10 protein-coding genes are annotated in these 12,885 nt (G+C 70.4%); 5 read left to right on the top strand and 5 right to left on the bottom strand.

From position 1 onward, the window contains the following. Positions 1–16: 16 nt before the first annotated feature. Positions 17–2,152 (top strand): M3 family metallopeptidase, encoded by a 2,136-nt coding sequence (locus WH5701_RS06725; protein WP_037980589.1) that lies wholly within the window; start codon positions 17–19, stop codon positions 2,150–2,152. Between the two features lie 30 nt (positions 2,153–2,182). On the opposite strand, the gene WH5701_RS06720 is transcribed toward WH5701_RS06725, so the two are convergent. The 5 genes from WH5701_RS06720 to WH5701_RS06700 are packed head-to-tail and all read right to left on the bottom strand — an operon-like array spanning position 2,183 to position 10,020. Then, complete coding sequence (locus WH5701_RS06720; protein WP_037980586.1) at positions 2,183–2,776, bottom strand: triacylglycerol lipase; 594 nt, start codon at positions 2,774–2,776, stop codon at positions 2,183–2,185. Between the two features lie 4 nt (positions 2,777–2,780). Beyond that, positions 2,781–3,191: a dihydroneopterin aldolase gene (locus WH5701_RS06715; RefSeq protein WP_006171364.1), complete on the bottom strand. Its 411-nt coding sequence runs from the start codon at positions 3,189–3,191 to the stop codon at positions 2,781–2,783. A 7-nt stretch (positions 3,192–3,198) separates the two neighbouring features. Next, a complete protein-coding gene (locus tag WH5701_RS06710; protein ID WP_006171363.1) occupies positions 3,199–4,518 on the bottom strand; it encodes a glutamate-5-semialdehyde dehydrogenase in 1,320 nt (439 codons plus the stop codon). 32 nt (positions 4,519–4,550) lie between these two features. Further along, complete coding sequence (locus WH5701_RS06705) at positions 4,551–5,441, bottom strand: ROK family protein (protein WP_006171362.1); 891 nt, start codon at positions 5,439–5,441, stop codon at positions 4,551–4,553. 10 nt (positions 5,442–5,451) lie between these two features. Further along, the gene (locus WH5701_RS06700; protein WP_006171361.1) at positions 5,452–10,020 is read right to left on the bottom strand and encodes a translocation/assembly module TamB domain-containing protein; all 4,569 of its coding nucleotides are present in this window, start codon (positions 10,018–10,020) and stop codon (positions 5,452–5,454) included. 68 nt (positions 10,021–10,088) lie between these two features. Between WH5701_RS06700 and WH5701_RS06695 the strand changes: the two genes are divergently transcribed. From WH5701_RS06695 to WH5701_RS06680, 4 genes are all read left to right on the top strand, one after another. Next, on the top strand, positions 10,089–10,556 hold the full coding sequence (locus WH5701_RS06695; RefSeq protein WP_006171360.1) for a Ycf51 family protein: 468 nt from the start codon (positions 10,089–10,091) through the stop codon (positions 10,554–10,556). After that, on the top strand, positions 10,556–10,945 hold the full coding sequence (locus WH5701_RS06690; protein WP_006171359.1) for a DUF4332 domain-containing protein: 390 nt from the start codon (positions 10,556–10,558) through the stop codon (positions 10,943–10,945). Before WH5701_RS06695 ends, WH5701_RS06690 begins: the two co-directional genes overlap by 1 nt. 68 nt (positions 10,946–11,013) lie before the next feature. After that, positions 11,014–11,301 carry a hypothetical protein gene (locus WH5701_RS06685; protein WP_006171358.1) on the top strand — a complete coding sequence of 96 codons (288 nt, stop codon included), beginning with the start codon at positions 11,014–11,016 and terminating at the stop codon, positions 11,299–11,301. A gap of 36 nt (positions 11,302–11,337) precedes the next feature. Further along, the gene (locus WH5701_RS06680) at positions 11,338–12,882 is read left to right on the top strand and encodes a CocE/NonD family hydrolase (RefSeq protein ID WP_050751392.1); all 1,545 of its coding nucleotides are present in this window, start codon (positions 11,338–11,340) and stop codon (positions 12,880–12,882) included. Positions 12,883–12,885: the final 3 nt, after the last annotated feature.

The raw sequence follows: 12,885 nt of genomic DNA, 5'->3' as shown, positions 1-12,885 counted from the left end.
GACGCGGTTCACCGCCATGAGCGCCTCCCTGCTTGCGCCCCCTCTGCTTCGCGGTGAGGGTCTCCCCGACTTTTCCGCCATCACCCCCGAGCAGGTGCGCCAGCAGCTTCCCGCCCTGCTCGACGAGCTCAACGCCGGCCTGAGCGCTGTGGAGCAACGACTGGACCTGGCCCTGGACTGCTCAGAACCCCTGAGCTGGTCTGAGGTGATGGATCCCCTGCAGCGGCTGGGCGAGCGCCTGCGCTGGAGCTGGGGAGTGGTCAGCCATCTCAATGGCGTCTGCAACAGCCCAGAGCTGCGAGAAGCACATCAGAGCCAGCAGGCGGCTGTGGTGGCCTTCGGCAACCGCGCCGGTCAGAGCCGCACGGTGTACCAGGCCCTGGAGCGGCTTCAGGAGCAGCACAGGGCTGGCCAACTGCCCCTCGATGCCACCCAGGAGCGCATCCTCGTGGCCGAGCTGCTGGAGATGCAGCTGCGTGGCGTGGCGCTGGAGGGGGAGGCCCAGGCTGAGTTCAATGCCGCCAGTGAGGAGCTTGCCGGGCTCGCCACCCGCTTCGGCAACCACGTGCTCGATGCCACCAACGGCTGGACGCTGGCCCTCAACACCCCGGACGAGGTGGAGGGTCTGCCTGAAAGCCTGCGCCAGCTGCTGGCCCAGGCGGCTCGGGATGCCGGGCTGAGCGGCGACGATGGCCGTGAGGCCTGTGCCGAGGACGGTCCCTGGCTGCTGGGGCTGGACATCCCCCGGGCCATGCCCTTCCTGAAGTACAGCCGCCGCCGCGACCTGCGCGAGCAGCTCTACAAGGCCCAGGTGAGCCGCGCCTCCTCCGGTGATCTCGACAACCGGCCCCTGATCGAGAGAATCCTCACCCTCAAGCGCGAGCAGGCCGTGCGACTGGGTTACGCCAACTGGGCCGAGGTGAGTCTGGCCTCGAAAATGGCCGACTCCGTGGAGGCGGTGGAACGGCTTCTGGAGGATCTGCGGGCCGCGTCTTTCCCGGCCGCGGAGCGGGAGCTGCAGGCCCTTGCAGCCTGCGCCGGGCGCCAGGGTGCCCCTGAGGCCGGCGATCTCCAACCCTGGGACGTGAGCTTCTGGGCCGAGGTGCTGCGGCGCGAGAGCTTCGATCTCCATGGGGAGGCGCTGCGTCCCTGGTTCCCCCTGCCGCGGGTGCTCGATGGCCTCTTCGATCTCTGCGGCCGCCTGTTCGGCATCCGCATCGAAGCCGCCGACGGCGAGGCACCGGTGTGGCATGCCGATGTGCGCTTCTTCCGGGTCTTCGACACCGGCAGCGGTCAGGCCCTCGCCAGCTTCTATCTCGATCCCTACTCCCGCCCCGGCAGCAAGCGCGGCGGAGCCTGGATGGACACCTGCCTGGATCGCCACACCGACGCCGCCGGGCGCCCGGTGCTGCCGGTGGCCTACCTGATCTGCAACCAGAGCCCGCCGGTGGGCGACATCCCCAGCCTGATGACCTTCGAGGAGGTGGAGACCCTCTTCCACGAATTCGGACACGGGCTACAGCACATGCTCACCACCGTGGAGCGGCCCCAGGCGGCCGGAATCAACCACGTGGAGTGGGACGCGGTGGAGTTGCCCAGCCAGTTCATGGAGAACTGGTGCTACGACCGGGCCACGCTGCTGGGCATGGCCCGGCACTGGCAGACCGGTGAGCCCCTGCCCGAGGCGGAGTTCGCCAAATTGCTGGCTGCGCGCACCTTCATGGGTGGCAGTGCCACCCTGCGCCAGGTGCATTTCGCCTTGGTGGACCTGCGCCTGCACAGCTCCTGGACTCCCGCCTCGGGCCTGAGCCCAGAGGATCTGCGCCGCCAGATCGCCGCCACCACCACAGTGCTGCCCCCGATTCCGGAGGATGCCTTCCTCTGCGCCTTCAGCCACATCTTCGCGGGGGGCTACTCCGCTGGCTACTACTCCTACAAGTGGGCCGAGGTGCTCAGCGCCGATGCCTTCAGCGCCTTCGAGGAGGTGGGTCTCGAGGATGAGACGGCCGTGCAGAGTACTGGCCGCCGCTTCCGTGACACGGTCCTCAGCCTCGGCGGCAGCCGCAGCCCCGCCGAGGTGTTCGAAGCCTTCCGTGGCCGGGCGCCCTCGCCGGAGGCCCTGATCCGTCATTCCGGCCTGGTGGCGGCCTGATGGTGGGCTGATGCGAGCCCCTGGAGGTTGTTAAGGGCGCAGCAACTCCCGACGCAGCACCTCCAGCGACGCCGGCGCGCTGAGCACGTTCTGGTGCAGCCATACGGGCAGGGGCCTGGCCGGGCCGAAGGGCAGCACCGCCTTCCAGCCCGGCACCACCACCTGATCGGTGGGGGTGTAGAAGCTCAGGCACTCCACCCCTGCAAGGGCATGGGGCTCCTCGTTGAGCCGGCGCAGCAGCGGACTGCCCGGTTTCATGTCGGCGATCCCCCCCAGCAGGAATGCCGGCCAGGGCTGGGCTGTGATCGTGCCCTGCTGAGGGCTGGCCACGCTGATGAACCGGCGGGTGCGCTCCTCCCCCCCCAGCAACTGCAGCCAGCAGCGGCCGATCACCCCGCCCATCGAGAACCCGAGCAGATCGATCGGTTCCTCCGCTCCGAACCGGCGCTCGATGGCCTGTCCCAGCCGCTCGGCCAGGTCCAGCAGGGGCGTGGCGCCGAGGCGGTGGCTCAGGTGGGGAACCAGCAACGGATCGCGCGCTCCCGCCAGGAGCTGTTCCAGGCGCCGGAACAGGCGGGGCGAGTCCCAGAGCCCATGCACCAGCACCAGGGGGGGGGCAGCCATCGCTTCAGCTGGAGGGGGGCCCATGGCGCCAGCGCTCCACCTGCACCAGACCGCTGAAGCCCGGCACCGGGGCCGCGCATTTGCTCAGGATCAGGCGTTGGCTGACGGGTCCGTAGAGCTGCTCGATGCACTCCATCATCCGCTCGGCGTAATGCTCCAGGGTGAGACAGTGGATTGTGCGTGCCTGCTCCTGCAGTGCCCGGATCGCCAGGCTGTAATCGAGGCTGTGCTCGAGATCATCACTGCGGCCGGCGGGGCCCAGATCGTGCCAGAGGCTGAGGGAGAGCTCGAACCACTGGCCCAGCTCCCGCTCCCGCTCCAGCACGCCCACGTGGGCCCAGAGCCGCAGGGCGTGCAGATGGATCGCCTCACGGCCGAGCAGAGAGAGGGGCACTGGGCTGGCCGGATCCGCCATGGGCGTGTCAGAGCGGCAGGGAGCGGTGGCTGAAGCGGCGTAGGCCGCTGGCGTAGTCGGCGGCGATGTGACCTTCGCCGCGCAGGCGGTAGCGGTAGGTGACCAGCCCCTCCAGCCCCACCGGCCCGCGCGGGGGAAGGGTCTGGGTGCTGATGCCCACCTCGGCACCGAAGCCGTAGCGGAAGCCATCGGCGAAACGGGTGGAGCAGTTGAGGTACACCCCGGCGCTGTCGACGGCCGAGAGGAAACGCCCGGCCGTCTCGGGATCGGTGGTGCAGATGGCGTCCGTGTGGCGGGAGCCGTGACGGGCGATGTGCTCCAGGGCCTCCTCCAGGCTCTCCACCACCTTCACAGCCAGGATCCGGTCGGAGAATTCCCGGCCCCAGTCGTCGTCGCTGGCGGCACGGGCCACCCCGAGGGCGCAGGCGCGGGGACAGCCCCGCAGTTCCACGGCTTCGGCCTGGAAGGCGCTGATGACAGCCGGCAGGAATTGGCTGGCCACCTCCTGGTGCACCAGGAGGGTCTCGATCGCATTGCAGGCGGCTGGATACTGGGTCTTGCTGTCGATGGCGATGCGCAGGGCCTGCTCCTGATTCACCGAGCGGTCCACAAACAGATGGCAGACCCCGTCGGCGTGGCCGAGCACGGGGATGCGGGTGTTGTCCTGGATGAAGCGCACCAGCTCGTTCGAGCCCCTGGGGATGATCAGATCCACCAGGCCGTCGAGCCGCAGCATGCCCAGGCTCTCCTGGCGAGTGGTGAGCAGGGCGAGGGCCTGCCGATCAACCTCGCTCTCCGCCAGGCCCTCCTGCAGGGCCGCGAAGATCGCTGTGCAGCTGCGGCTGGCCTCGCGCCCCCCCTTGAGCAGGGCGCCGTTGCCGGAGCGGATCGCCAGCGACGCGATCTGGATCAGGGCGTCCGGGCGCGCCTCGAAGATCACCCCCACCACCCCCAGGGGGACCGTGACCCGCTCCAGCACCAGGCCCGCATCGAGTTCGGTGTGCAGCTGGCGGCGTCCGACCGGATCCGGCAGCTCCGCCAGCTGCCGCACGCCCTCGATCGCTCCTGCGAGCTTGGCGCCGTCGAGCTTCAGCCGGGCCACCAGGGCCGGCGCCAACTGATCCGCCGCCGCCGCCTCCAGATCGGCTGTGTTGGCGGCCACGATCGCCTCGGCCGAGCGCTCCAGGGACTGGGCCATCGCCAGCAGGGCCTGCTGCCGCTGGCCATCGCTGCATTGCCCCAGGGCCATGGCAGCTCGGCGCACGGCGGCGGCGCGGCTGAGCAGCTCGGGGCTGGGATCGGGGACGGCGGATGGGTTGGAAGCCATCGATCCATCATTCCAGCCGCAGCGGCAGCGTCTCAGGCCGGCAGGGCCTCGAGAGCCAGCCGCACCGCCCCCAGCCGTCCGGCGCCGTTACCCAGAGCGCAGCGGCGAATCTCCAGGCCCTGGCGGCTCACGGGCAGCACCCGCTCCTCCACCTCGCGCCACACCGCCGGCAGAAAGTGATCACTGGCGGCGCTGAGGCCACCGCCGATCAGCACCAGCTCAGGGGTGAGCACGTAGAGCAGTGAACTCAGGCCGATCCCCAGCCAACGGCCGTAACGGGTCCACACGGCCAGGGCCTCGGAGTCGCCGGCGTCGGCGCGGCGGTCAAGCTCGGCGGGATCCAGGGGGCTGAGGCGGCCCAGGCCGGTGATGCTGCAGTACTGCTCGAGCGAGCCCCGGTTGCCGCTGTGGCAGGGGGGACCATCGGGATCCACGCCGATCAGGCCGGGCTCGATCGCTGCCCCATCGCGGCCCGTGAACAGCTGGCCCCCCAGCAGCGCGGCTCCACCGACACCCGTGCCCAGGGTGAGCAGCAGCACGTCGGACCGGCCGCGGGCCGCCCCCAGCCAGGCCTCCCCCAGCAGGGCGCAGTTGGCGTCGTTGGCCAGGATCACCCGCCGGCCCAGCTGGGGCTCCAGCCAGTCGGCCAGGGGTACATCGTGCCAGCCGGGCAGGTTGATCGACACCCTCGCCACCCGGCCGCTGCGGTCCATCGGTCCTGGCAGGCCGATCCCCACCCGGCCGGCCTGGCGCCCGGGATCCACCGCCGTGATCGCCTCCACCAGCGCTGTGCACACCGCCCCGGGCAGAGCCGGCCGGGGGGTGGGGCACTCCAGTTCGGCCAGGCAGGCGCCGCTGGCGTCGAAGCGCCCGAGCTTGATGGCGGTGCCTCCCAGATCCACGCCGATCAGTTCCTTCGTCAAGCGAGCCCCTTCAGAAGCGGAAGAACAACTGCAGCTGGCCCTGCCAGCGCCCTTCGGTGTCGAAGGACCCCTGCAGGCCCACGGTGTCATTGGCCTGGTAGCGCAGAGTGAGCTGGGGGGGGATGTCGGTGCGGTTCGGTGCAGCCAGCACCGAGAAGTTGAAGCGTTCGGTGATGTCGAGGCCCAGCTCCGAACCCAGCACCAGCTGGGCCGGCGCGCGGCGCGACTCCTGCCGGGAGCCCGAGGCGTTGTTGCCCACCTCCTGGGTGGAGGGGGAGAAGAAGGTGGGAAAGATCGAGAAACTCAGACGCTGGCCGAAGGCGTTGCTCAGGGTTCCCACCAGAGGGGAGAGCAGCGACTGACCGAAGACCGTGGCCAGGGCCGCCGTGGCGTTGCCGCCGCTCAGACCGGCCAGGGAATTGCCGCCGATCAGAGCCACCAGCCGCTCCTCAGGCAGGGGAGGAGAACTGCGAATGGTGAGCGATTCGGCGATGCGGTCGGCCGGGCCGCTCACGGTCACCACCACTTTCACCAGGTTGAGCTGATCCAGCGGGGTGTAATCGCCCTGCAGGTCGAAGTCGTTGATCGCCCCCCGGCCCCGGCCCACCTTGAGCGTGTCCGAAACCCGGGTGCGCAGGGCGATGTCCACATAGGGGATCAGACCGAGGCTCGGGGTGAACACCGCCACGTTGGGGGCGTCAGGATCGAGGGTGAAATTGGTGGTGAACAGGCTCAGACGACCACCGCGCAGCCGCACCACCCCGCTGGCGCTGAGGCTGGGGTCGATGCGGCCGTTGAGGGTGAGGGTGCCGCCCGTCTTGAAGCTGGCCACGGGCGGCACCACCACTTCCAGATCGGGGCCAAGGTTGAGTCGGAGGTTGTTCAGGCGCAGCAGAGCCACCCGCGGGATCGAATCGCGCAGAGACAGAGCCGTGTCGCTCTCCACCTCCGGCCCCAGCAGCACCAGCGGCTTCTCGAAGTTCCACGACTCCTCCACCAGCCGCCGGGCTGGCTTGGGCTTGAGGACTCCGTTCTCATCCTCCTGGGCCAGGGTGCCCGGCTGGCCATTGATAGTGCCCTTGCTCAGGCTCAGCTCCCCGCTGAGCAGGGGCCGCAACAGGCTGCCGCGCAGTGACAGGGTGCCATCGGTGAGGGCGTTGAGGCGGGGCGCGCTGATTCGGGCGGTCTTGACGGTGAGGTTGAGGGGTTGGCGCTGGGGAATGTCGCGGAACAGGCCGAGGCCGCCGCTGCCATCGAGTTCCCCCGTGCTGCCCATGCGCGCCTTGAACTCCTGAACCAGCAGTTCCTCGAAATCGAAGAGCACCGTGGCCTGGAGGTCCTTGATTTCCTGACCAGCCACCACCACTTCGCCGTCGCGGAAGCGCAGGAAGCCATTGGCCAGGGGCTTGAGCAGGCTGCCCCGCATCAGCAGCTCCAGATCGGCGCTGCCCTTGCGCCATTGCAGCCCCTTGCCCACCAGGGTGCTGATGAAGCGCAGGCCGTCGCCACGGCTGGAGAGCCTCAGCTTCATTCCCTCCTGGCCGGGATCGAGGGGGACGCTGCCGCTGAGGTCGACCCGGCTGTCGGCCCCCTCGCTGCTGAGGGAGGCCGACAGCGCCAGGGCATCCCCCTCCAGGCTCACCGTGGTGTCTTCGAGGCGCAGCGGGATCCCGTTCAGGCTGGCGTCGCTCAGGCTCAGGCTGGTGCGAAAGGCGCGCTCACGGCCGGCCGATCCCAGCTGATAGGAGCCCTCCAGATTCAGCCCCCCCCGCAGGCTGTTGGGCAGCGGCGTGGCCAAGGCCAGCAGGGCCAGGGGAAGGTTCTCGAGGCTGAAGCGCCCCTGCCCGCCGCGGATCGGCCCTTCCAGGCGCACCTGGAACGGCTCCAGCCGCAGGGCCTCGTCGCGGTCGTCGGCCCTCAACCAGACGTGGCCCTTGGCGCCCACATCCAGGTTGAGGCGCTCCAGATCGGGCCCGGCCAGGCTGATGTCGAGATCCACCAGACCGCGCAGGTCCGCGAGCTGCACCCGCGATCCTGCAGTCGTTGGGGCCCGGAATTCCGCCAGCCGTGCCTGCGCTGCGCGCAGGGCCCTGAGCTGGCCGTCGATCGTCCCGCCCAGGGTGTCGATCACAAGGGTTCCCAGGTCGCTGGCCCGTCCCTTCGGCAAGGGAGTGTCCCCCCGCCAGATCGCCAGGGCCTGGGCCAGCTCCTGGAACAGCTGCAGCGGCAGTCCACGCCCTTCGATGCGGCTGCGCAGGCGCCCTTTGCGCACGCCATCGCCGGTGAGGGCCACGGTTCCGCCGGCCAGGGGCGTGAACTCCCCTTTGAAGCGGAACTGGCCTGCCGCGTAGCGACCCGAGGCGGTGAGCCGCTGGCCGCGGACCCCCAGCAGCAGGGGACGCTCCAGGGCCACGCTGCCCTCCATCGCCAGGGGCTGCAGATCGAGAATTCCCTTGCCACTGAGCAGGCCGTCAAGGGCCCTGGGCCTGGAGGCACCACCAACGGCGAGCCGCAGGCCAGCGAGGGGGAAGCGGCTCGCCTGCCAGCGGTAGCGGCGCGCATCGCCCTTGAGGCTCAGCACCCCTTGCTGGCGCCGCAGCTCCACCTCGGTGGGCAACCACGACCGGTTGAGGCGGGCCCTGAGGCTCCCCTGCTGGGCTTGTGCCAAAGCCGTCAGGGCCAGGTTGCCCCCGCCGCCCGGGCGGGCGGTGAGCCGGCCTTCCCAGGTTTCCAGCAGTTGCAGGGGGCCGCCACCGGGCTGACGCACCGACAGCCAGAGGTCAGGGCGCAGGCTGCGCAGCGGACCGCGGAGGGTTCCGCGGGCACTGAGATGCCCCTGAAGCTGGCTGCCCACCAGGGGGCCGATCCGCGCCAGGGCATAGGGCCTGAGGTTCAGGTTCAGACCCAGATCCCCCACCACCACACCTCGCCGGCGCTGCCAGCGCAGGGGCAGGCTGCCATCGGCGCTGAGCTCTGGGCTCTCGAAGCGGCGCAAGCGCAGGCGATCCTCGAACCAGACCAGATCAGCGCTGGCTGCCCCCAGCAGTTGGGTGTCCTCCAGCTGGATGCCGGAGGGCGCGCTGAGCCGAGCCTGCAGGCGTCCGAGGGGTCCGGCCCGGTTGCCGCTGGGGCCGGCGCTGGCCTGCAGGGTGAGCAGGGTGCGGCCCTGCCTTTGGACATTGGCGCTGAGAGTCGGCTTCTGCACGGTTCCAGCCAGCAGCAGGCCACCCTCCAGCCAGTCGTCACGCCCTAGCAGGGCTTGCGCTGCGTCACCGGCTGGTTTCCAGAGCGATGGATGCAGCCGCAGTTGCTGGCTGCGCACGTCGAGCCGGGGCCAGACCTGACCTCTCGCCGTGAGTTCGGAGCGACCGGAGCGCAGGCGCAGACTGTCGAGCGTCAACTGGAGGCTGCGTCGCCAGTCGGCGCGAATTCGGGCGTTGAGCTTCAGCGGCTGGGGGCTGGTGGGCGTGCCCTTGCCCAGGGGGATGTGGCCATCGAGCGCCAGCAGGGGCTGCTGCCAGGGGCCGTTGATCCCCAGGCCAAGACGGTCGCCGCGCTGGGGGTCGCTGGCCGTGAGCCGCAGGTCGAAGCGGTTGCCGGGCTCCAGGGAACCCCGGACAGTGCCGCGCCAGTTCGCCATTTGCCAGGGATCCCCCTTCAAAAGGATCTGCTGTCCGCGGCAGGCAACGGCCAGGCGTCTGGCCTGGAGCGGCGCCGGCAACAGCGGATCACGAAGCTCCAGTTCCCCCAGCCGCAGGGAACCCCTGCAGCTGGTGCTGCCGGAGCCGCGGGTGAGTTGAAGGCGGCCGTCGGCGGTTCCCTTCAGCGACTGCAGGCGCGGGGGACGGGCGCGGGGAATCAGGGACGCCAGGGGGGCCAGATCCCAGCGGCGCAGGTCGAGGCCCACCTTCACGGCGCCGCTGCTCCAGTTCGCCGAGCCACGCACCAGGGCTCGGCCATTGCTGCTGGCTGCCCCGGCAGTGGCCTGGGCCCGGGGCCTGGCGGTGGCGCGCCAGTCGATGCTGCGGCGGTGCAGCCTCACTCCCGCCCGGCCCTGCACCTTCAGGTCGAGAGCGCTGGAGCCCAGTTGCAGGCGGGCGGGCTTCTCCAGCAGCAGGTTCAGGGTGAGTCTTGGCGGCTGCTTGGCTCCCGCCGGCCCGAAGACCCAGAGTTGCCCCCTGGCGTTGGGGATCAGATTGAGCTGGGCCCCCCTGGGCCGCAGATCCAGCACCAGGGCCCTCTCCGCCAGGCTGGCCAGGGGATCCAGGTTCACCCCGACCCCGTCAAGGCGCAGGTTGGAGCGGTCGGCCGGCCCGCTCAGGACCCGGCTCGGTCCGATGGTCAGCCCCCAGGGCCTGAGCCCTTCATAGGGACCGAGCTGGACAGGGTGCCCCAGCCCACGGCCGATCAACACCTGCAGCCGGGGCCGCCAGCTCTCGTAGGCCCAGCGAGCCAGGTGATCGGACCCCCACCAGGCTCCAATCAGCCCTGCGCTTGCGCCCAGGGCGGCGGCCAGCAGCAGGCGAGGGCGGCGGCTCCGGGACCGGGTTCCCGATTCAGGCGTAGGCGGGGACCCCATCGGCTCGTCGCTGTCACCGCCTGAGGACGCCGCAATATAAAGGGGTTTCCGCTTCCCCCCTGGCCGCCATGCCCGTTGATCCGCTGTTGCTCAAAGCCGGGCTCTGGCTGGGGGCCGCCAGTGGTGTGCTGGCTGTCTTGATGGTGGTGGGCTTCGTTCGGGGCTGGGGGTTCCGTTTCCGCTTGGTCGGGGTCACGAGCTTCACGGCCCTGCTCTCGCTCTCCTGTCTGGCCTTCGCCATCAGCTACTCGCCCCGCACCCATGTGGAGGGGGCCGTGACCGTGCCGGTGGTCTTCGACAACGGCACCAACCTGGTGATCGCGGCGGCCGCTGACGATCTTTCAGCCGAGGCCTACGGCCCCACGGTGGAGCAACTGGCCCTCAACCTGCGCGGCAGCGGCCGCAGCAGCGCCGATGGGCTGGTGCACGTGCGCCTGCGGCGGGTTGAGTCGGCCGGCGCTGGCTTCAGTCGGCCGGTGGTGCTGGCTGAGGCCACCCGCAGCCTTAGTGACGGCACGGTGCAGGTGCTGCGCTGATGCTTGTTCTCCCCTCCCACTTCAGCGCTGAGCAGAGCCAGCTGAATCAGGCGGGTTTGAACGACTGGCCTTCGCTGGCCGCCCAGAGCGATCTGGCTCTGCGGCGCCTGGCCCGCTGCGGTGCTTCGGAGCAGCGCCTGATCAAACTGCGGGGCCAGGCCCGCCTGATCAGTGAGCTGGGTCTGGAGCCTGAGCAGGCTGCTCTGCTGTTGTACGCGGGCATCGCCAGCGCGGCCGGGCTGGCCGAGGCGTCGCCCCAGCAGCTCCTGCGCCAGCTGGGCCGGCTGCAGCGCTCCCTGACCGGATCCGCGGTGGCCACGCCCGACTCCACGCAGGTGCGCGCCTGGATCGCCGCGGCGCGGCGGGCCACCGGTCGCCCACCAAACTGACCAGGACTGCTCCAACTGGTCTCGCCGAGACCCTCAAATGGAGAGATCCCCCCTGCGGTGGACGGTCCTTGCCTGTTCTCTCCCTTCTCAGCCTGACGGCTCTGGCCGTGTTCATGGGTGCTGGGCTGCCCTTCACCCCTCTACAGGCGGCTTCACCGCTGCTGGAGTCGGTCAAGCAGAACCCTCAGCTGGCCAAGCGGATCTGCGCCGACCTGCGCCAGCTCAACAGCCGCGGCGTGAGTTCGAATTCCCCGGAAGCGATCGCCATGGTGGCCCAGAGCCAGGGCCTGTCCTCCACTGACGCGGAGATTCTCACCACCTATGTGGTCGGGCTTCACTGCCCTGACGTGCGCTGAGCCGCCCCGCTGGACACTGAGGTTCTTGAGGAATGGATGCCGTGTCCTGACGGGGCACGGCTGGCCACCAGGGTCTGGAGACCCGCGAGGCCGGGGCGTTGGCCCCTGCTGCTGATGCGCCAGCCCTACGGGCGCGCCATCGCCTCCACCGTCACCTATGCCCATCCGCGCTGGTATGCCAGCCAGGGCTATGCGGTAGCCGTGCAGGATGTGCGCGGCCGGGGCGACTCCACCGGAGAGTTCAGGGGCTTTGCCCAGGAGGCCGACGATGGCGCCGTGGCCCTGGCCTGGGTGCGCACTCTGCCCTACGTCAACGGCCGGGTGGGGTCCTATGGCTTCTCATATCAGGGACTCAGTCAGCTGCTGCTGAGCCCCGGCAGCCCGCTGCCCGACGCCCTCGCCCCGGCCATGGCCGGCCTGGATGAGCGGCTGCACTGGGCCAGCGAAGGGGGAGCCCACTGGTGGGCCCTGGGCCTGGGTTGGGCGCTGCAGCTGGCGGCAGAAACGGTGCGCCGCGCCGGAGATGAAACCGCCTGGCGCCGCCTGCGTCTGAGCCTGGAAGGGGGCACGTTTCTGCGCGATGGCCTGGCACTGCTGGAGCAGCACGATCCCGGCGGGATGGGGCTGGGCTGGTTGCGGCTGGATCCCGCCAACCCCATTGGCTGGAGGCGCCATGAGCCGCCTGAGGGCCTGCTGTGCCAGCCGATGCTGCTGGTGGGCGGCTGGCACGACCCCCACCTCAGCGGGGTACTCGATCTGCGGGCCCGTGCCCATGCCGCCGGCGGTGCTCCCTGGCTGCGCATCGGCGCCTGGAGTCACCTGAACTGGGCGGGGGGCCTCGATCGCCTGCAGCTGGCCTTCTTCGATCGGCACCTGCGCGATCGGGAGGGACTGGAGACCCATCCTCGCGAGGCGGTGGCTGATCTGGGCTCAGGCTCCTGGCGGGGCCTGGCCGATGGCGGCGGTGAGGGGCCGCGCTGGGCCCTGCGCAGTCAAGGACTGGCGGCGATTGATGCCGGAGAGGGCCGCCTGCTCGCCGGGGGTGAGGGTGGTGGTGTCGTTTGGCTGGTGCACGACCCCTGGCGGCCGGCCCCCGGCCGGGGCGGCCATCTGGGCCTGGATGCCGGCCTGGTGGCCCGCACGGATCTCGACGCCCGCGCCGATGTGGCCTGCTTCACCAGCGTCCCCCTGATCGGTCCGCTGCAGCTGGCGGGGCGACCGGAACTGGAGCTGGAGCTCAGCTGTGATCAGGACGGTTTCGATCTCTGTGGCGCCCTCTCGGTGATCCGCCAGGGCACCGCCTGGCAGCTGAGCACCGGGGTGCTGCGTTCCCTGGGCCCCCACTGCCGCCGACGGCAGCGGCGGCGCCTGAGCCTGCAGCCCCTGGTGACGACCCTGGCCGCCGGGGAGCAGCTGCGGCTGTCACTGGCGGTCTCGGCCTGGCCCCAGATCGCCGTCAACCCCGGCAGCGGCGACTGTCCCCTGGGCCCCGTGGGCCCGGGCCACCGGGTGATCACGCTGGAGCTGCAGCTGGCTGATGCCTGCCTGCGCCTGCTGCCGCTTGATTCTCGGGCAGACTGACGC

Origin of the sequence: Synechococcus sp. WH 5701, assembly GCF_000153045.1 — a bacterium.
GTDB lineage: Bacteria > Cyanobacteriota > Cyanobacteriia > PCC-6307 > Cyanobiaceae > Regnicoccus_A > Regnicoccus_A antarcticus.
This window is presented reverse-complemented; position numbering and strand designations above follow the sequence as displayed.

What these genes read in the sequence shown, in the direction of transcription:
- WH5701_RS06725 (WP_037980589.1), top strand. Translation starts at nt 17, where the DNA reads ATGAGCGCCTCCCTGCTTGCGCCCCCTCTGCTTCGCGGTGAGGGTCTC.
- WH5701_RS06720 (WP_037980586.1), bottom strand. Translation starts at nt 2,776, where the DNA reads ATGGCTGCCCCCCCCCTGGTGCTGGTGCATGGGCTCTGGGACTCGCCC.
- WH5701_RS06715 (WP_006171364.1), bottom strand. Translation starts at nt 3,191, where the DNA reads ATGGCGGATCCGGCCAGCCCAGTGCCCCTCTCTCTGCTCGGCCGTGAG.
- WH5701_RS06710 (WP_006171363.1), bottom strand. Translation starts at nt 4,518, where the DNA reads ATGGCTTCCAACCCATCCGCCGTCCCCGATCCCAGCCCCGAGCTGCTC.
- WH5701_RS06700 (WP_006171361.1), bottom strand. Translation starts at nt 10,020, where the DNA reads ATGGGGTCCCCGCCTACGCCTGAATCGGGAACCCGGTCCCGGAGCCGC.
- WH5701_RS06695 (WP_006171360.1), top strand. Translation starts at nt 10,089, where the DNA reads ATGCCCGTTGATCCGCTGTTGCTCAAAGCCGGGCTCTGGCTGGGGGCC.
- WH5701_RS06690 (WP_006171359.1), top strand. Translation starts at nt 10,556, where the DNA reads ATGCTTGTTCTCCCCTCCCACTTCAGCGCTGAGCAGAGCCAGCTGAAT.
- WH5701_RS06680 (WP_050751392.1), top strand. Translation starts at nt 11,338, where the DNA reads ATGCCGTGTCCTGACGGGGCACGGCTGGCCACCAGGGTCTGGAGACCC.